Here is an 18289-nt window from a genome sequence, read left to right on the forward strand (position 1 = left end):
GAAGCTTGCCGCACAAAACCTGTCACGATTCCAGCTTTATTTTGACAGCTATAGAGCGTTGTGCATGAAAGCTGTCTCGATTTTGGCCTTATTTTGACAGCTTCGGTGGCATTCTGTGAAAGCTGTCACGATTCCGGATATCTTCTTCCTAAAGAGCAGACTATATCTTGCCCGAAAATAAAGGTAATTCCCTCCAGTTGTTATCAGTTTGTGTCACGTCTGATAAAACCGGGAAATATAAAAAGAAATTCGAAGATGAAGATATAGACTGGAGGGATTCAAATGAGTTTTAACAACGGAGCAGGCAATAGCGGCAGTGGTGTTGGCGGAGGTTTATTCCCTGCATACGGCATGAATAACCGTGACCAGGAAAACCAGGTGAAATTAAATGAGGACAAGTATGATGTATTTGTGAATGATGATTTTGTTGGTCAAAAAAGCCTTAAAGATCAAGGTGAGAACCTTTCTGACATTGATGACTTCTTAAGACAGCAAGGAATCAGTGATTTTACAGCATCACTTGATGGTGATCACTACAAGATCAAGACAGATGGTTCGAATGCTGAAATCGCAGGTGCATTAAATGTTTATTTTAATAATAGATAAAAGATAACAGCAAGGTGCGTTTCAGTATTGAAACGCACCTTGCTTTGTATTGAGAGGTGTTATTCCTTGCAGGCTTGAATGAGGTCAGCCAGCACTTTATCGACATCGTCCCATGAATAAATGGAAGCACCTGCAGCCAGTGGATGCCCGCCGCCATTGTACTTTCTGGCGATCGTGTTGATTACAGGCCCTTTGGAACGAAGGCGTACCCTGATTTGATCTTCTTCTTCTATTAAGAACACCCAGGCCTTAATCCCCCTGACATTCCCCAATTCACTCACAAGCAAGGATGCTTCAGATGGCTTGACTGAATACTGCTCAAGCAGTTCCCTCTTCAACACGACCTTCGCCGCCCCATTTTCCAGCATCTCAAAGTTCTGAAGGATGTACCCGTTCAACTTCACGACATTCGGTGCCAGTTCATACATTTTGTCATAAAGCTCTGTGCGCGAGAAGCTATAGTGAATCAATTCTCCCGCGTAGGCAAAAGTTTTATTGGTCGTGCTTGGATACAGAAATCGGCCAGTGTCTCCAACAATGCCGGAGTACAGCAACCTTGCTGCATCGTCAGACATCTTCAGGCCCTTATCCCTGAAAGTAAGGTAAAAATCATAGATCATCTCACTCGTAGAACTTGCAGAAGTTTCCACCCATTGCAGGTCTCCATACGGATCTTCATTTGGATGATGATCAATCTTTACGAGCTGCTCCCCTAAACGATAACGCTCGTCACATATCCGCTCAGCATTCGCTGTGTCACATACAATGACCAATGCACCACTAAAAGTATCGTCAGAGATAGCATCAAGCCTTCTCAGGTAATGAAGCGATGGCTCCTCTGCCCCTACAGTGTAAATATTCTTTTCAGGATAAGATGCCTTCAGGATTTCAGCCAGCCCTCCCTGTGAACCATAAGCATCAGGATCGGGTCTCACATGGCGATGGATAATGATCGTTTCATAATTTTCGATAGCTTCAAGTATTTGCTCTTTCATTAAAATGCTCCTTCACCTTTTTCATATCTTAATTATGAACATATTTTTTGGAAAAGAAAAGCAGGAAGACATTTTGCGGGGATTATTTAGCTGGAAAAAAACGCGTTTTTTTCCAGTTTGCGAATAAAAGGGTGGATTTTGCGAATAAAATCTATAGTTTTGCGAATAAATCAATTTTTTACGATTAAATATATTTTTTTCCGAATAAATCTTTTTTTTGCGATTAAAAATTATTATCTTTGAAAATAAATCTATTTTTTCGCCGTTACTCCATAAAAACCACCCCACATAGCATTTCAATCTATGCATTTGGCCAATGTAACGCAAACTGTATGGCATTCTGTTTAAATTAACGGTAAAATAGGAGTGATTCTGAATGTGGAGGAAATGAAATGCCTATTTTTGTACTACTAATCGTTCTTTCATTCGTTTTTTATATCTTTTACAAAATCAAATATGTTCGCAGCAAACGGCCTGCTGAGCGAAAATGGCTTTCGGCCAAGTCCAGCATCGCCCTGGGATTGTTCGTCGCACTATTTGGTATCAATCAACTGTTTCTTTTCCAGTCTACTGTCACATATATCGTAGGTGTTATATTCATTGTCATTGGTTCACTGAGCGTCTGGGGAGGAATTAAAGCATATAAATTCTACCTTCCGCATGCTGCCAAGGAAGCACAGGAAAACTAATCAAAACAAAGCCGATCCGGTTAAGGATCGGCTTTGTTAATTTTAATGCCTGTCAATGAGCTGGCACATCATCATCGCTTTCCCGACGAGAACACCGTCATTAAAGGCTTCGATATCGACCTTACCGAACTTCCTTCCGACCTCGAGAACCTTTGGATAAATTTCTATGACACTGTCAATCTGCACAGGTTTTATAAAATAGATCGTCATATTTTCGACAACCAAATCGCCTTTTTTATATCCCCGCAGCACACGGTTCGCGGCTTCTGTGACGATTGTCGTAAACACGCCATATGAAATCGTTCCAAGGTGGTTCGTCATCTGCGGAGTCACCTGGCAGCGGAAAATGTCTTCATCCTTTGTTTTCCCTTTTGCGAGAACTAGCTGGTTTGTAACCGTATCATCCAGAGTCTCCCCTACCTGCGGCTGGCGCTGGATCATTTGCAGGGCCTTCAGTACATCCTGCCTGCTGACAATGCCTTGAAGCCTGTTGGCATCATTCACAACCGGCAGTACTTCAATGCCTTCCCATACCATCATGTGGGCAGATGAAGCGACACTCGTCGATCCGCTTACTGTCATCGGATTCTTTGTCATGATTTTCTCAATCAAAACATCCTGTTCATGACCCATAACGTCCTTCGATGTGATCATTCCGATTACTTTCATATTCTGGTCCACTACCGGGAAGCGGCTGTGCATTGTTTCATCCTTATGACGGTACCAATCAGATACTCTATCATCCGCTTTGAGAAAGATGGTTTCAGAAACTGTCTCAGGATATCCTCGACAAGGATAATTTCCTTTTTGATCAATTGGTCGTAAATCGCACGGTTGATCATTGTCGCGACTGTAAAAGTATCATAACTGCTTGAAATGATTGGCAGCTGTAGCTCATCTGCAAGCTTTTTCACATGGTCTTCGGCATCGAAGCCACCGGTCACTAAAACAGCAGCCCCTGCCCTTAGCGCTTGCTCATGCGCTTTGTCACGGTTCCCGACAATTAGCAGGTTGCCAGCTCCTGTATAACGCATCATCGCTTCAAGCTTCATTGCACCGATGACGAATTTATTCAATGTTTTATGAAGCCGGCGCGGCCCCCCAGTACTTGTCCATCGACGATATTAACAACTTCAGCAAAAGTAAGCTTTTCAATATTCTCTTTCTTTTTCCGTTCAATCCTGATGGTCCCGACACGTTCAATGGTGCTCACGTATCCTTTATTTTCAGCATCCTTAATTGCTCTGTATGCAGTTCCTTCGCTTACGTTAAGCGCCTTGGCGATTAGGCGTACCGATATCTTTTCTCCTATTGGCAATTCATCTATATATTGAAGTATTTGTTCATGCTTAGTTGCCAAGACTTTCACCCTTTTTAATGTTTTTCCGTACATAGTAGTTCTATCCATTATTATTATAAGGTTTTAAAGGGTTGGATTCAATTCAATTAGGGTTTGTGAGTTTTTTATCGCAAAAAGAAAAACTGGCTGAATAGCTCAGCCAGTATAGACGCGTGATTTTCTTTTCAGGTTAGCTTCCATTTTTTTGCTGGCTGTCCGGGCACGCTTTTTTGGAATGTATAAAAAGGCTGCCAGATTTCCTGCAAAGACAAGCAAAGCCAGAAATAGCCATGAACCGGCGAACAGTGCTTCTTTGCCTCCGACCTGGAAGTTAAGCTCAGGCATCGCTATGTAAAGCATCACGCCGCATAACAGCAAGTATAGCAAGTAACGGTTTTTCTTCATTTTCCCCCTCCTATAGGTTGTCTTATTTTATATCTATGCTTCCATAGTTGAAAAAAGCATGTTAAATAGAAAAAGCTGCACAACTTTTTGTGCAGCTCGTGATTACTATAATTCAATTGACTCCCCTGCTTCGAGAACGGTGCCTTTGTTTTTCTTAAGCATTTTTACAAAAGCATGTGGATTCTGCTTGATTGGCGGGAATGTATTGAAGTGGATCGGTACGACTTCCTTTGCATTGAGGAATTCGGCTGCCAATGCTGCATCCTCCGGTCCCATCGTAAAATTATCGCCAATCGGCAGGAATGCCAGATCAATCGGATGTCTTTCGCCAATTAGCTTCATGTCAGAGAACAAGCCTGTATCACCTGCATGGTACACGGTCTTCCCTTCAGCCATGAATAAAATCCCCGCAGGCATGCCGCCATAAATGATTTCATTGTTTTCAGTCATCATGCCTGTTCCATGGAATGCCTGGATCATTTTCACTTTTCCAAAATCAAATTCATATGCACCGCCAATGGACATGCCATGAGTGTTCAAGCCTTTCCAGCTTAAATATGTAGCAACTTCGAAGTTGGCAATTACAAGGGCATCATGTTTTTTCGCCAGTTCCACCGTATCCCCCAGATGGTCTCCGTGCGCATGCGTCAGATGATGACATCCGGCTTCACATCCTCCACCTTCAAATCAGTAAGGTCATTGCCGGTGATGAATGGATCAATCAGGATGGTCTTCCCTTTTGTTTCAATTTTAACAACAGAATGGCCGTGATAAGATACTTTCATAATTATCGCTCCTTTCAATCATCAATTACATATTTCAACGTTACTTCCCTATCTCCTGCTTCATTTTTTTGTATACCCACAGAATCTGATCGATAAAAGTTTTACTTTTCAACCTCGAATTGCTACTCTCATAGTGTGATGTACATATCAGAGGAGGAATTTCTATGACTGAAAGATTGGCTGCATTATCAGGTTGGATGAAGAGCAATGGCGTCGATGTCACTTTTGTTACATCCCCTGACAATGTATTTTACCTGAGCGGATTTTTAAGCGATCCTCACGAAAGACTACTGGCAGTCGCTGTTTTCCAGGATGCTGAGCCATTCATGATTTGTCCGGCAATGGATAAGGAAAATGCAAAGAACGCAGGCTGGGAACTTGAAATCATCGGCTACAGTGATACAGATGATTCAATGGAACTCGCCTACAATGCTATTAAAAAGCGCGTATCTTCCATTAAGAAAACTGCGATTGAGAAGGAACAACTGAATGTTGAACGCTATGAAAAAATGACCGGTCTTTTTGGTGGCTCTGAATTTGTTTCGGCGGAAGAAAAGCTGCGCCACATGCGCATGGTAAAAACCGAAGATGAGTTGCAAAAATTGAGAGTAGCGTGTGAGTTAGCTGATTTTGCCATCCAAACAGGGGTAAGTGAAATCCAGGATGGCAAAACCGAGCTTGACATACTTGCAGCGATTGAATATGAACTGAAGAAAAAAGGCGTAACAGAGATGTCGTTTTCAACGATGGTCCTTACTGGTAAAAATGCAGCAGCTCCACATGGCACACCTGGGCTGACAAGGATCAGGAAAGGTGACCTCGTCTTGTTCGACCTGGGCGTTGTGATGGATGGCTACTGCTCTGATATCACAAGAACCGTAGCTTACGGAGAGATCAATAAGCAGCAGGAGGAAATTTACAACACCGTTTTAAAAGCACAGCTGAAAGCCCTGGATACTGCACGAGCTGGTGTGGCATGCTCGGAGGTCGATCTCGCTGCACGCCGTGTGATTGAAGAAGCTGGATACGGCGACTACTTCCCTCACCGCCTTGGGCACGGACTGGGAGTCAGCGTCCACGAATACCCATCTTTGACCAGCACGAATCCATTATTAATGGAAAAAGGAATGGTGTTCACTGCTGAGCCGGGAATTTATGTACCAGGCGTAGCCGGCGTAAGAATTGAAGACGACGTCGTCATTACAGAGGACGGAATCGAAATTTTAACGAAATTCCCTAAAGAATTGGTATTTGTATCGTAAAATAAACCCAAAACCGCTTGGGATCCCGGATCCAGGCGGTTTGTTTTGGTGAAAAGGCTAATTTCCATAGGGCAAATAATGTTTCAAATTTTTTATAGCGAGTTTTATTTTTATATAGCGAGTTTATACTCTTTATAGCGACTTTCACTTTTTTATAGCGACTTTTTATTTTTTATAGCGAGTTTCGACTATTTATAGCGAAATGGAAGATATCCTCGTTTTTTTCCAGTAAAAAAAGAGCAGCACAGTGTCTGCTCTTTTCAGATTTAGCGATTATCCACTTTTTCCGGATACATATCATGGTTCATCATCCTGTAATCAGCCATTTCTTCGTACTTGGTACCAGGCTTGCCGTAGTTGGTGTAAGGATCGATCGAGATACCGCCTCTTGGCGTAAATTTGCCCCAAACCTCAATATACCTAGGATCCATCAGTTTGATCAGGTCGTTCATGATGATGTTCATGCAATCTTCATGGAAATCACCATGGTTCCTGAAGCTGAAAAGATAAAGCTTCAGCGATTTGCTTTCGACCATCAGCTTGTCAGGAATGTAGCTGATATAAATGGACGCAAAGTCAGGCTGTCCTGTGATCGGGCAAAGACTCGTGAATTCCGGTGTGTTGAATTTTACGAAGTAGTCCCGGTACGGGTGCTTATTTTCAAAAGTTTCAAGGATTTCAGGACTGTATTCAAATAAGTATTTCGTTCCCTGATTGCCAAGCAATGTTATATCTTTCAATTCCTCTTCATTTCTTCCAGCCATTTTAAAAGCCTCCTATATATCTGCAAACGTTATTTGAGGCCAGGAACCCTGCTTATCAAATAAAAAACCATATCCTCTGGGATATGGTTGAATTAATCAAAGCCATAGTTTTTTATAGAGGGTGTCCGCTATGAACCTCTCCCGCGTATGCAGGATGATTTATTCATTTTTATATAGCAACTATAATGAAATAACATTTCAAAGTCAAAAGAAATTTTTGATAAGAAATATGACAAATACATGTATTTCCATATTTTATTTTTACATTTGTTCATGATGTTATTTACATATGTTCACCTACCTGATATATTATTCATGTAAGTAACACATAATATATTTGGGTTATATATTTTTCTTCTTAATGAAAGCGTTTCAACATATTTTTTATACAGAAAGGGTTTGATCCAATGTCTAAAGATTTAGCAGGAATGATCGATCACACATTACTTAAAGCAAATGCAACCGAAGCTGAGATTGTAAAGCTGGCTGAGGAAGCAAAAGAATATAAATTTGCTTCTGTTTGCGTTAACCCAACATGGGTTAAGAAAGCTGCTGAAGTTCTTAAGGATGCTGAAGGAGTAGAAGTATGTACAGTAATCGGCTTCCCTCTAGGAGCTACAACTTCAGAAACAAAAGCATTCGAAACAAAGAATGCTATTGAAAATGGCGCAACGGAAGTCGACATGGTCATCAATATCGGCGCTTTGAAAGACAAGCAATACGATTTGGTTGAAAAAGATATCAAAGCGGTAGTTGACGCTGCAAAAGGCAAAGCATTGACTAAGGTCATCATTGAAACTTGCCTTCTTACTGACGAAGAAAAAGAAATGGCATGCAAGCTTTCTGTTAAAGCAGGAGCAGATTTCGTCAAGACTTCAACTGGTTTCTCAACAGGCGGAGCGACTGTGGAAGATATCGCCCTAATGAGAAAAACTGTCGGTCCTGATATTGGCGTTAAAGCTTCCGGCGGTGTAAGAAGCCTTGAGGATGCACAAAACATGATCGAAGCAGGAGCAACAAGAATTGGTGCAAGCTCTGGTGTAGCAATCGTCAACGGCCTGACCTCTGAATCTTCTTACTAAGCATTAACAAATATTCAATTGGGAATGGGGACTGGACGATGGATAAAAAAACGCTTGTTGAAAAAGCAATTGAAGCAAGAAGCACAGCATACGTTCCATATTCTAAATTTCAGGTCGGCGCCGCAATCATCACTAGCAAAGACCAAGTTTATCTTGGCTGCAATATCGAAAACGCTTCTTATGGTCTGACTAACTGTGCTGAAAGAACGGCTATTTTCAAGGCTGTATCTGAAGGCGATACCGAGATTAAGGCTATTGCAGTAGTCGCAGACACTGAAGGTCCCGTTTCTCCTTGCGGTGCATGCCGGCAGGTCATTGCAGAGTTCGCAACTGACGATACAAAAATTTACCTTGCCAATCTGAATGGCGATGTGAAGGAAACAACAATCGATGAAATCCTTCCTGGTTATTTCACATCAAAGGATATGGATAAAGTAGACATGTCCAAGAAAATGGTTTAGATTGTTAATTTTAAGTTAACAAGGGGCAACTCCTCTATCCTAATGGATAAAAGAGTTGCTCTTTCTTATTTGCTAGTAAAAGGAGGAAAGAGCCGACCCGTCAATTGGGACGGCATACATCATGGGAGACGCAGGTTTATTATTATCAGGCGCAACACTCTTCCTAAACAGCTTGATGCTTCTGGGAAAGGCAAATGCGAAAAGTGTGGCAGTATTCAACTTATTCATCGGTGCACTGCAAGTGATTGTTCCGTTTTACTTGATTGCTGTATCTGACCAGAACAACTGGACCGTCTATAGCCTGGCAAGCATCTTTCTTTTTGGTTTTACCTATTTATATGTCGGTTTGACATTGTGGAAAGACCTTGATGGCAGCGGGCTTGGCTGGTATTCCCTCTGGGTTGCTGTCCTTGCAGTCATTTATGCAGCAGTAGAATATGTTCATTTTGAAGACATCATAAGCGCTTTGACATGGCTTATGTGGGCCTATCTATGGTTCCTGTTCTTCCTTTCAATGGCTATGAACAAGAAAATCGACGTCTATATAGGCAAGGTGGCGATGGTCCAATCATGGCTGACATTGACCTTGCCGGCATTATTGTCCTTGACAGGCTTATGGAATACAGATCAGGTTGCCAACGCCTGGACCTACTTCTCAATTGCCGCTTTCGTCTATTTTGCTTATATAACATTAAAGCTTAAAAAAGCTTCTGCCAGAACAGAGAAATTTGCTTAACATAAAAAACGTCCTGCCAAATTAAATTGGCCAGGACGTTTTTTTAATAGAATTTACTTCGCAAGTACATTCGTCAGTACAGGAACGACCTGCTTTTTGCGTGATACTACACCTTTTAAAGTCGCAGTGTTGTGTTCAAGTGTTACATTGAATGCTTCTTCAACAGCTGCAGCTTTTTCGCCAATCGCAAGCGCAGCAGAGTCATTTGTCAAAATATCAGTGATGACCAGCAAGAATAAGCCAAGTTTCTTTTCAGTCACTTTATTGATCAGTGCCTCTTCAAGCTCGACTTTGCGCAATAGAACATCATTGACGTCCACAGTGTTTACCTGTGCGATTTCAATCTTGGAATCTCCCATTTGGAATTCCTTGGCGTCTAGGGAAATAAGCTCTTCGATTGTTTTGCTGCTAAGGTCTGCACCGGCTTTTAGCATATCAAGGCCGTATTCCTCTGCATCAACACCTGCGATTTCAGCCAATTCACGTGCTGCTGCCACGTCCTGGTCTGTGCAAGTTGGAGATTTGAACAGCAAGGAATCGGAAATGATGGCAGACAGCATCAATCCAGCAATGTTCTTATCGATTTCAACATTGTTTTCCTTGTACATCTTATTCAAGATTGTCGCTGTGCAGCCTACTGGCTCAACGCGGAAGTATAATGGGTCGCTTGTCTCAAAATTAGCCACACGGTGGTGGTCGATGACTTCCACGATTTGGACATCAGCGATATCTTCAGCGCTCTGCTGGCGCTCGTTGTGGTCAACCAAAATAACCTGATGCACTTCTTCAGAAACCCTTCCAGCAAGTCGTGGCGCTTCAGCTTGAAGTAATCAAGTGCATATTGAGTTTCCCCATTAACCTGGCCCAAACGTACTGCTTCCGCATCGACACCAAGCTTTTGTTTTAAGTTTGCATAGGCAATGGCAGAGCAGATTGTATCCGTATCAGGATTTTTATGTCCAAAAACAAGTACTTTTTCCATAATGACACTCCTCAATAACAAATTATCACGGTCGTTCTGCTAGAGAACCCGTATATCCCATAAATAATATACGCTAAAATTAAAAGATTTTAAACAGCTTTGTCTAAAATAGCTATTTCTTCAAATAAAAAGATCCGGAATTGCTGGCTCCGGATCTTGATGAATTAGATTTGCTCCAATAAAGTTTTTGTTTCTGAGTATACAAGGTTGTGCGCTTCAGCTACTGCCTGGTATGTTACGTATCCGTTAAGTGTGTTGATACCCTTCAGCAATGCTTCATTGTCCAGGCAAGCCTGCTTGTAGCCTTTGTTCGCGATTTGGACAGCGTAAGGCACTGTCACATTCGTCAGCGCGATGGTTGATGTTCTTGGTACTGCACCCGGCATGTTTGCAACTGCGTAGTGTACGACACCATGCTTTTCATAGGTAGGATTGTCATGAGTTGTGATTCTGTCAGTTGTTTCGAAAATTCCGCCCTGGTCGATTGCGATATCGACAACTACTGATCCTGGGTTCATCGACTGGATTAATTCTTCCGATACAAGCTTAGGAGCCTTCGCCCCTGGAATCAATACTGCTCCGATTACAAGGTCAGAATCTTTGACAGCCTCAGCAATGTTCATAGGATTGGACATTAAGGTCGTTATGTCAGATCCGAAAATATCATCGAGCTGACGAAGACGGTCCGGGTTCAGGTCGATCATTGTAACCTGAGCACCAAGCCGACAGCCATCTTCGCTGCATTTGTCCCTGCAACGCCGCCACCGATGATTGTTACTTTCCCTCTTTGTACACCTGGAACGCCTCCAAGCAGGATTCCTTTGCCGCCGTGTACCTTTTCAAGGAATTGCGCACCGATTTGTGTTGACATACGGCCAGCTACCTCACTCATAGGTGTAAGCAATGGAAGAGAGCCGTTAGCCAATTGTACAGTTTCGTAAGCGATGCCGACAACCTTGTTCTCGATCAAAGCTTTTGTCAGTTCTGGTTCTGGAGCAAGGTGCAAATATGTAAATAAAATCAAGCCTTCACGGAAATAACCGTATTCTTCAGCCAGAGGTTCTTTAACCTTCATGACCATATCCTGTGCCCATGCTTCTTCTGCACTTCCAACGACTAGAGCACCAGCAGCTTTATAGTCCTCATCTGTAAAACTTGAGCCAATTCCAGCTCCAGTCTCAATAAAAACTTCGTGCCCGAAATTTACAAGGTTAACTACACCTGCAGGCGTCATAGCCACACGATTTTCATTATTTTTTATCTCTTTAGGTACACCGATACGCATTATTGCATACCTCCTATAATAATAATTGCCCTACCATTTCAACCCTGACACCACTATATCATTTTTTTAACTTGTGAAATAGGAAAAAATGGTTAAGCAGGCTTGATGAAAACACTTTCATTTTAGTAGAAAAAAAAGCGTTTGGCAAAACAATTCTTACAAAACCCCCTAAAATATACTATTCTGTATATTTTTAATTTTGGAGAAAGTCACTTAAAAGGCTTGCTGAGAGCAGTGATTCTCAGCAAGCTACTCATTCATTTTGTGTTCAATTCTAAGAGAATATTCGATTGAAAGTACTCATACGAAACAGCTTCTACCTGTGGTCTTCGTTATTTTCTACTGCTGCTTTCATCTGTTCCTGCGGGACTACCCCGCTGTTGTATGAATCCATGATTTGCTGGCTTACCTGCATGACACCCTGGTCATCGTAATCATAAAATGACCGTCCTCGCTGTTCCTTTTTATCCATATGAAATCCTCCTTCTATTTGATGCTTGCATCTATAGTTTTCGTTGGATTGTCACAGCTATACCAAGGAAACTGTTGTATAATATAGGTAAAGGAGGCGAGAACTATGGCACTTTATTATAAGAATATTTTAGTTGCCGTTGATGGTTCTAAACAAGCAGCATGGGCTTTTAAAAAAGCCATTGAGATCGCAAAAAGAAACGACGCGAGTCTAGTCATGACCCACATAATCGATTTACGCACCTTTGCCACAGTCGAGGCGTATGACCGCACTATCTCTGAGCGTGCAACAAAATTTGCTACAGAGTTGATGGAAAGCTACAAACAGCAGGCAATCGAAGCTGGTATCAAAGACGTAGATTATGACATCGATTATGGCTCACCAAAGGTCAAGATTGCGAAAGATGTTGCAAAAAAATACAACGCCGACCTGATTATTTGCGGTGCAACAGGAATGAACGCAGTGGAACGCTTCTTTATCGGAAGTGTCTCCGAGCATATCACACGCTATGCATCATGTGATGTCCTGGTTGTCCGGACTGACAAAGAGAATTAACCTTACTGAATATACAAAAAGCACGCGGTATCTTTTACTGATACTGCGTGCTTTTTCCATTTATAAGACTCTTTTCTCAAACTTTGTTGCTATTGAATACGAAATAGAAGTGAATGTACTATGCTGCTTCACTGAGTAGACTCTTGTTATGAGAAAAGAGCATGCTAGCTTAATACCGTCCTACAAAATGGCTTTATATTACGTTAAAATCGGTTTTAGGATTTTAACAACACTCTTCACGAAAACAGCCATTTATAGTGATGTTTTTGCTTTTTCGATTTGCATTTTCACTTGTGAATAACCTGTGCCTCCTGCACTGGTCCGTCTTTCCACCGCGTTATACGGATTCAATACATCATAAATATCTTCTTCAAACAACAGGTTCATTGATTTGTATGCTCCCAATGACAGGTCTGCAAGATAGCATCCTTTTTGGATACACTCAAGGACAAGCTTGCCGACGATTTCATGCGCCTCACGGAAAGGTACTCCTTTGGCTGCCAGATAGTCAGCCAGCTCCGTGGCATTTGAAAAATCATTTTTGACCGTTTTGGCCATTTTCTCCTCTTTAACTTTCATCGTACTGATCATGCCAGCAAAAATTTTCAGGGAACCTTCACTGTTTTGACAGTATCAAACATACCCTCTTTATCTTCTTGCATATCTTTGTTATATGCTAAAGGCAAGCCTTTCAAAACCGTCAGGAGTCCCATCAGGCTGCCATAGACACGACCTGTTTTACCGCGAATCAGTTCGGCCATATCCGGATTCTTCTTTTGCGGCATGATGCTGCTGCCAGTTGTAAAGGCATCTGATAGCTCGATAAACTGGAACTCCTGGCTTGACCACAGTATGATTTCCTCACACAATCGTGACAGATGCATCATTAAAATAGAGCTGCCTGACAGAAACTCAAGTATAAAATCACGGTCACTTACAGCGTCAAGGCTATTTTCGTAAATGCCATCAAACCCCAGAATTTCTGCAGTCATATGACGGTCAATTGGAAAAGTAGTTCCCGCAAGCGCCCCCGCACCAAGCGGAGAAAGATTGATTCTTTTCATGCTATCCATATAACGCTGTTTATCCCGGTCAAGCATCCAAAAGTAAGCCATCAGATGATGGGCAAAAGAGATTGGCTGTGCTCTTTGCAAATGTGTATATCCAGGCATCAGCGTCTCAATATTCCGTTCTGCCTGATGAACTATATTTTTTTGGAACTCAGTGATCAGCTCGATGATTTCGGATACCTGCGCTTTAAGGTACAAATGCATATCCGTCGCCACCTGGTCATTCCTGCTTCTTGCCGTATGGAGCTTGCCGCCGGTTGGACCGATCAATTCAGTCAGGTGGTGTTCTATATTCAGATGAATATCCTCGAGTTTGGCTGAGTATTCCAATTCGCCTTTGTCTGCTTTTTGTTTTAAGGTTATCAAACCCTGGATAATGACTTCCGCTTCGCTCTCCGTTATGACTCCGCACTTTGCGAGCATTGTTGCATGGGCGATACTGCCTTCAATATCCTGGTCCGCCAGTTCCTGGTCAAAGCCAATCGATGCTCCGAACTCATCGACCCATTCCTCTGCCGATCCGGTGAATCTGCCTCCCCATAATTTCTTCACACTATCACCTTCTTGCCCTGGACCATGCTGTGGACAACTGTCGGCAGTCCCCACAGATTGATGAATCCAACAGCAGCACTGTGGTCGAACTCATCATCCGCAGTGTAGGTCGCCAGCTTTTCATTGTATAGGGAATACGGAGATTTTCTGCCTTCAATGATCGCATGCCCTTTGAAAAGCTTGACTCGTACAGTACCCGTTACATGCTTCTGTGTTGATTTCAGGAACGCTGCCAGGGCATCCTGAAGCGGAGAGAACCATAGACCTTCATATATCAATTCTGTCATTTTTTTCTCAATTACCGGTTTAAAATGAGCTACCTCTTTTACAAGCGTGATATCCTCAAGTTCCTTATGCGCCTTGATCAACGTTATCGCCGCAGGAGCTTCATATACTTCACGTGACTTGATGCCAACAAGACGGTTTTCCACATGATCAATCCTTCCGACACCGTGCTTGCCTGCAACAGCGTTCAGCTCAAGGATTAATTCTGAAAGAGGATAGGCTTTGCCATCAATCGCTGTTGGAACACCCTCAACAAATTCAATTTCAATGATATCAGGTGTATCCGGCGCGTCTTCAAGCTCAGCTGTCAATTCATAAGCCTCAACAGGAGGCGCCTGCCATGGGTCCTCAAGAATGCCACATTCATTGCTTCTTCCCCAAAGATTCTGGTCAATAGAGAACGGGCTGTCCAGATTGATTGGAATCGGAATGCCATTTTTAGCTGCATAAGCAATTTCTTCCTCACGTGACCATTTCCACTCACGGACCGGAGCAATCACCTTTAGATCCGGGTTCAGTGCTTTGATTGATACCTCAAAACGCACCTGGTCATTTCCTTTACCTGTGCAGCCGTGCGCAACAGCTGTTGCCCCTTCCATTTCGGCTATTTCTACTAGTTTCTTAGAAATCAATGGACGTGATAGTGCAGATACGAGCGGATATTTGCCTTCGTATAATGCATGGGCCTGTAGGGCGAAAAGTGCATAATCTTTGGCGAATTCTTCTTTGACATCCAGCACGTATGACTGGATTGCGCCGACCTTCAAGGCTTTTTGTTTCATGAACTCAAGATCCTTTCCTTCACCAACATCAAGGCAGCAAGCTATTACAGCATAGCCCTGGTCCTTCAGCCATTTGATCGCAACAGATGTATCAAGCCCGCCAGAATAGGCAAGCACCACTTTGTTATTAGTCATTTTTCATGCTCCTTTATACGGATATTTATTCATATTAATAAATTTTTATTCATATTTATTAAGTTAACAGGTTTTTGAGCACATTTCAAGATTAAATATGTTTTTTTATTTCTCTCGTGAATGGCTCTTGAATCAGACTAGTGTGGAAGCAGGTTTGAAAGTATAGTAGAATGTAAGCAAGATTACCGGAATGGGGGCACCATTAGATATGGAACAATATTTTCTTTTTAACAGCCGACTTGGCATTCCCCTGCCAGACTTAAAAGAAAAATGGGAAGAATATGACCTTGATACACGACACGGAATTCTCCTCCACTGGGAAAAAATTCGCGGCAGCATTCCTGACCAGATCGCAGAGCTTGAAAAAACAATCAACCTGAAGCAAGCCCAGCTTTCCGATGAAAGCAACTTCATCCGCTCATGCGAACTGAACAGTGAAATTTCCGAGCTGGCGTCCATTATTAATGACCTCTGGCTCTGGTATCGCACCCAGCAGGATATTTCTTCAGAGAAATTGCATCGATAATACTTTATTTGCATAAAAATAGCCCGGAAGCTCCGGGCTATTTTTGTTTCTACTTTTATTAAAAGAATAAACGGCACCTATTATCAAAGCAGCCCCTGTTAATCTCAACACACCGTTCCCGAATGCACTAAGTTGGTCAATGGTTGAACCAACCAGAATACTGCCAATAAAAATAAAAATAATTGTGATTAATAGCCTCATGAATGCTCCTTTTGAAGCTTTTTCCCCATAATGACATATGATTCTTCATCGCCATTTTGATAAAAGGCATCTTTTATAACGGTCCATTCAAGGCTTTCATATAGGCTGCGGGCAGGAGCATTATTAGATTGCGTTGTTAGCACAGCATTCTTGCGTTCTACACCATCTATCAAATGGATTACCAGCTGTTTTGCCAGCCCTTGATTCCTAAATGAAGGATGCACCCCCAATTCAACGAACTCAAAACAATCCTCTAACCAGTTTTGATACTCTTCTGGGTTGAACGCTTTCGACAGCAACCCATGATAATACTGACCTGTTTGAGAAAAGTAACCATAAGCATAACCAGCCACTTCCCCCTGCTCTGATATTGCCACAAACCCTGTATAACCATCATAGCCTGCATGCCTCAACACCCGGTCCATAATAGAACTATCCTCTCGATCCCATACTTGTTGATATAAGACCGCTACCTGGTTCACTAAGTCTTCATCTCTACTGATTTCTCTGTACTCGAACAAATTTCAGGCCTCCCCCTCAGCTTTTATTTTGACTGCTTTGCTAGTGTTCACTTTAAACCTGTCCAAACTTTGCTCTTCTTCTGACAGCTTTTCTTGTTTACCACTCATACCTGTCTGAAGTTGAGGCTGCTACTAACAGATCAAAACATCATTTTCCTTTTCTCTGGAAACTCCATTTAGTTATTCAACCAAGTTGCCCTAATTCCTTTTTAAAAAGAACAAAAAGCGCAAGCGCCTCGTTCAGCCCCGACAAGCGCTGGAGGGCCGACCAGTGAAGTCGTTCTTTGACTTCATTGGGCGGACCGAAGCGACTCGAGGGGCTAGGCGCTGGAGATGAAATCTGTTAAGATTCCATCCACAATTAATTATAAATCCTTCGTCAGTTCTCTTACCACATGTCCAATCTCAGGGAGGATCAGCTTTTCCATTGCCAGGCGAACAGCACCTGTTGATCCTGGTGTCGAGAAGACGGCTCGGTCATTCACGACTCCGGCTGCTGCTCGTGACAGCAAGGCTGCTGAACCTATATCTTCAGTATAGCTGAGCATTCGAAAGATCTCACCGAACCCAGAAATTTCTTTTTCAAAGATGCTTTGGACTGTTTCGATTGTGACGTCACGTTTGGCAATCCCTGTGCCGCCGTTCGTTAGCACCACATCAACTTCGGAGTTGCTGCAGCCTTTTATCACTTCAGATTTAATCGGTTCAGCTTCATCTTTGACAATCACGTAATCGACGATCTTATGTCCTGCAGCCTCAAGCATTTCCATCATCAGCTTGCCGCTTTTATCTGTATCTGGCGTTCTTGTATCGCTTACTGTTATGACTTTGCAGCGCACCTGGCTTGGTGCAGCTTGTTTATGTTCCTGTGTACTCATAACTCTAAAGTGCTCCTTTTTCTTTGAAATATCTCATCTGGTAAAACTTATGCGCAAAATCAGTGACCCTTCTCGTCAATTGATAGTTTGCTCCCGCACCGATAGCCATGCTGATCACCGGCATGCCCTGGACATGCTTTTTGCGGAACATCAGGATCGCCATACCCTTGAAAATCTGTTTGATTGGCTGTTCAAGCATGTCACGTCTGTCAGGTCATCATTGCCTTCATAGAAATAATAGTCCTCTGCCTGTTCGAGGTCATTTTTCAACTCTTCCCAGCCAGCACTCTGCATCCTTGAAGGCATTGTCGCAGTATGGAAAACCTTCAAAGCGACCATCATTTCAAATGGTGTATTCACTTCGAATCCATAGGTCATTGCAACCAGCTGGACAATCCGCAAATTTATGACTGCCATCGCCGGCATATCTGCCCCTAGCACAAAATTTCCTCCGCTGCCTGACATACCTCCCTGAACGAAGGAATAGAGTCTGTGGCGAGCAATTTGCTGCCTGGCAATGAATTCAAGCTGTTCAATTGGCAGCTCCCTTAAATCCTGAATGGTTTCAAGGTCAGGCTGGAAAACCCTCCCCGCAGAAAGAATCCGTTCCTTGGCATCCATCTGCAGCTGTGAACCCTGGATTAGGGAGTGAAGATGGAAAAGCATCCGTCGAATAAAGTGAAAAAGCGTTCCTGCACCTCTTCAGGCAAAAGCGAAAAAGATCGTTCAAGATATCGATCATAAGCTAATTCAAAATCATTCGGTTCATAATCGTAGAGATTGTTTTCCCAAGCACTTAATTCATCCAGTACCTTTTGTTCCCGTTGAGTCAAAGGCATTGAAAAACCTCCAGCATATCTGAATTTTCTTCCAGTATAGCACAAGAATAGCGGAAGCGCCTTGGTCAGCCCCGACAAGCGC

At 42.7% G+C, this 18289-nt stretch carries 15 protein-coding genes and 6 pseudogenes; 8 read left to right on the forward strand and 13 right to left on the reverse strand.

From position 1 onward, the window contains the following. The first annotated feature begins 282 nt into the window (after positions 1-282). Positions 283-606: a hypothetical protein gene (locus JCM21738_RS16920; protein WP_023627010.1), complete on the forward strand. Its 324-nt coding sequence runs from the start codon at positions 283-285 to the stop codon at positions 604-606. 59 nt (positions 607-665) lie between these two features. Here the strand turns inward: JCM21738_RS16920 and JCM21738_RS16925 are convergent, their stop codons facing one another. After that, on the reverse strand, positions 666-1601 hold the full coding sequence (locus JCM21738_RS16925) for a DHH family phosphoesterase (RefSeq protein WP_023627009.1): 936 nt from the start codon (positions 1599-1601) through the stop codon (positions 666-668). A 392-nt stretch (positions 1602-1993) separates the two neighbouring features. On the opposite strand from JCM21738_RS16925, the gene JCM21738_RS16930 reads away from it, so the two are divergent. Continuing rightward, entirely contained in the window at positions 1994-2290 is a 297-nt protein-coding gene (locus JCM21738_RS16930) for a YtpI family protein (protein WP_023627008.1), read from the forward strand. 42 nt (positions 2291-2332) lie between these two features. Here the strand turns inward: JCM21738_RS16930 and JCM21738_RS16935 are convergent. The 3 genes and pseudogenes from JCM21738_RS16935 to JCM21738_RS16945 form a co-directional block, all read right to left on the reverse strand. Next, a pseudogene (locus JCM21738_RS16935) lies at positions 2333-3650 on the reverse strand (DRTGG domain-containing protein). A gap of 135 nt (positions 3651-3785) precedes the next feature. After that, positions 3786-4034: a hypothetical protein gene (locus JCM21738_RS16940; RefSeq protein WP_023627006.1), complete on the reverse strand. Its 249-nt coding sequence runs from the start codon at positions 4032-4034 to the stop codon at positions 3786-3788. A 105-nt stretch (positions 4035-4139) separates the two neighbouring features. After that, positions 4140-4819, reverse strand: a pseudogene (locus JCM21738_RS16945) (metal-dependent hydrolase). Positions 4820-4983: 164 nt separating this feature from the next. Between JCM21738_RS16945 and JCM21738_RS16950 the strand changes: the two are divergent. Next, the gene (locus JCM21738_RS16950; RefSeq protein WP_023627004.1) at positions 4984-6081 is read left to right on the forward strand and encodes a M24 family metallopeptidase; all 1098 of its coding nucleotides are present in this window, start codon (positions 4984-4986) and stop codon (positions 6079-6081) included. 266 nt (positions 6082-6347) lie between these two features. Here JCM21738_RS16950 and queF read toward each other — a convergent pair whose 3' ends face one another. Then, positions 6348-6845, reverse strand: coding sequence for a preQ(1) synthase (gene queF, locus JCM21738_RS16955; protein ID WP_023627003.1), 498 nt, complete (start codon positions 6843-6845; stop codon positions 6348-6350). Between the two features lie 407 nt (positions 6846-7252). Here queF and deoC point away from each other — a divergent pair, with 407 nt between their 5' ends. From deoC to JCM21738_RS16970, 3 genes are all read left to right on the forward strand, one after another. Then, positions 7253-7927 carry a deoxyribose-phosphate aldolase gene (gene deoC, locus JCM21738_RS16960; RefSeq protein WP_023627002.1) on the forward strand — a complete coding sequence of 225 codons (675 nt, stop codon included), beginning with the start codon at positions 7253-7255 and terminating at the stop codon, positions 7925-7927. 38 nt (positions 7928-7965) lie between these two features. Beyond that, positions 7966-8388 (forward strand): cytidine deaminase, encoded by a 423-nt coding sequence (locus JCM21738_RS16965; protein WP_023627001.1) that lies wholly within the window; start codon positions 7966-7968, stop codon positions 8386-8388. Positions 8389-8509: 121 nt separating this feature from the next. After that, positions 8510-9124 carry an AmiS/UreI family transporter gene (locus JCM21738_RS16970; protein WP_023627000.1) on the forward strand — a complete coding sequence of 205 codons (615 nt, stop codon included), beginning with the start codon at positions 8510-8512 and terminating at the stop codon, positions 9122-9124. A 53-nt stretch (positions 9125-9177) separates the two neighbouring features. Here JCM21738_RS16970 and JCM21738_RS16975 read toward each other — a convergent pair. From JCM21738_RS16975 to JCM21738_RS24835, 3 genes and pseudogenes are all read right to left on the reverse strand, one after another. Then, positions 9178-10106, reverse strand: a pseudogene (locus tag JCM21738_RS16975) (manganese-dependent inorganic pyrophosphatase). A 164-nt stretch (positions 10107-10270) separates the two neighbouring features. Continuing rightward, a pseudogene (ald, locus tag JCM21738_RS16980) lies at positions 10271-11391 on the reverse strand (alanine dehydrogenase). Positions 11392-11707: 316 nt separating this feature from the next. Further along, the gene (locus JCM21738_RS24835; protein ID WP_023626997.1) at positions 11708-11863 is read right to left on the reverse strand and encodes a hypothetical protein; all 156 of its coding nucleotides are present in this window, start codon (positions 11861-11863) and stop codon (positions 11708-11710) included. Between the two features lie 105 nt (positions 11864-11968). Between JCM21738_RS24835 and JCM21738_RS16985 the strand changes: the two genes are divergently transcribed. Continuing rightward, positions 11969-12418 (forward strand): universal stress protein, encoded by a 450-nt coding sequence (locus JCM21738_RS16985; RefSeq protein ID WP_023626996.1) that lies wholly within the window; start codon positions 11969-11971, stop codon positions 12416-12418. A 252-nt stretch (positions 12419-12670) separates the two neighbouring features. On the opposite strand, the pseudogene argH reads toward JCM21738_RS16985, so the two are convergent. Together argH and JCM21738_RS16995 are read right to left on the reverse strand one after the other, a co-directional pair. Then, positions 12671-14040, reverse strand: a pseudogene (argH, locus tag JCM21738_RS16990) (argininosuccinate lyase). After that, entirely contained in the window at positions 14037-15242 is a 1206-nt protein-coding gene (locus tag JCM21738_RS16995; RefSeq protein WP_023626994.1) for an argininosuccinate synthase, read from the reverse strand. The pseudogene argH and the gene JCM21738_RS16995 overlap by 4 nt, the downstream one beginning before the upstream one ends. Positions 15243-15450: 208 nt before the next feature. Here JCM21738_RS16995 and JCM21738_RS17000 point away from each other — a divergent pair, with 208 nt between their 5' ends. Continuing rightward, a complete protein-coding gene (locus tag JCM21738_RS17000; protein WP_023626993.1) occupies positions 15451-15768 on the forward strand; it encodes a hypothetical protein in 318 nt (105 codons plus the stop codon). 197 nt (positions 15769-15965) lie between these two features. Here the strand turns inward: JCM21738_RS17000 and JCM21738_RS17010 are convergent, their stop codons facing one another. The 3 genes and pseudogenes from JCM21738_RS17010 to JCM21738_RS17020 form a co-directional block, all read right to left on the reverse strand. Beyond that, complete coding sequence (locus tag JCM21738_RS17010) at positions 15966-16490, reverse strand: GNAT family N-acetyltransferase (RefSeq protein WP_023626991.1); 525 nt, start codon at positions 16488-16490, stop codon at positions 15966-15968. 365 nt (positions 16491-16855) lie between these two features. Beyond that, positions 16856-17368 (reverse strand): MogA/MoaB family molybdenum cofactor biosynthesis protein, encoded by a 513-nt coding sequence (locus tag JCM21738_RS17015; RefSeq protein WP_023626990.1) that lies wholly within the window; start codon positions 17366-17368, stop codon positions 16856-16858. A gap of 4 nt (positions 17369-17372) precedes the next feature. Continuing rightward, a pseudogene (locus JCM21738_RS17020) lies at positions 17373-18207 on the reverse strand (EcsC family protein). Between the last annotated feature and the right edge of the window lie 82 nt (positions 18208-18289).

The sequence above is a fragment of the Mesobacillus boroniphilus JCM 21738 genome (genome assembly GCF_000517385.1).
GTDB classification, from domain to species: domain Bacteria; phylum Bacillota; class Bacilli; order Bacillales; family Cytobacillaceae; genus Mesobacillus; species Mesobacillus boroniphilus.

Excerpts from the sequence above, each read along its gene's own strand:
- JCM21738_RS16920 (WP_023627010.1), top strand. The coding sequence starts at position 283 with ATGAGTTTTAACAACGGAGCAGGCAATAGCGGCAGTGGTGTTGGCGGA.
- JCM21738_RS16925 (WP_023627009.1), bottom strand. The coding sequence starts at position 1,601 with ATGAAAGAGCAAATACTTGAAGCTATCGAAAATTATGAAACGATCATT.
- JCM21738_RS16930 (WP_023627008.1), top strand. The coding sequence starts at position 1,994 with ATGCCTATTTTTGTACTACTAATCGTTCTTTCATTCGTTTTTTATATC.
- JCM21738_RS16940 (WP_023627006.1), bottom strand. The coding sequence starts at position 4,034 with ATGAAGAAAAACCGTTACTTGCTATACTTGCTGTTATGCGGCGTGATG.
- JCM21738_RS16950 (WP_023627004.1), top strand. The coding sequence starts at position 4,984 with ATGACTGAAAGATTGGCTGCATTATCAGGTTGGATGAAGAGCAATGGC.
- queF (WP_023627003.1), bottom strand. The coding sequence starts at position 6,845 with ATGGCTGGAAGAAATGAAGAGGAATTGAAAGATATAACATTGCTTGGC.
- deoC (WP_023627002.1), top strand. The coding sequence starts at position 7,253 with ATGTCTAAAGATTTAGCAGGAATGATCGATCACACATTACTTAAAGCA.
- JCM21738_RS16965 (WP_023627001.1), top strand. The coding sequence starts at position 7,966 with ATGGATAAAAAAACGCTTGTTGAAAAAGCAATTGAAGCAAGAAGCACA.
- JCM21738_RS16970 (WP_023627000.1), top strand. The coding sequence starts at position 8,510 with ATGGGAGACGCAGGTTTATTATTATCAGGCGCAACACTCTTCCTAAAC.
- JCM21738_RS24835 (WP_023626997.1), bottom strand. The coding sequence starts at position 11,863 with ATGGATAAAAAGGAACAGCGAGGACGGTCATTTTATGATTACGATGAC.
- JCM21738_RS16985 (WP_023626996.1), top strand. The coding sequence starts at position 11,969 with ATGGCACTTTATTATAAGAATATTTTAGTTGCCGTTGATGGTTCTAAA.
- JCM21738_RS16995 (WP_023626994.1), bottom strand. The coding sequence starts at position 15,242 with ATGACTAATAACAAAGTGGTGCTTGCCTATTCTGGCGGGCTTGATACA.
- JCM21738_RS17000 (WP_023626993.1), top strand. The coding sequence starts at position 15,451 with ATGGAACAATATTTTCTTTTTAACAGCCGACTTGGCATTCCCCTGCCA.
- JCM21738_RS17015 (WP_023626990.1), bottom strand. The coding sequence starts at position 17,368 with ATGAGTACACAGGAACATAAACAAGCTGCACCAAGCCAGGTGCGCTGC.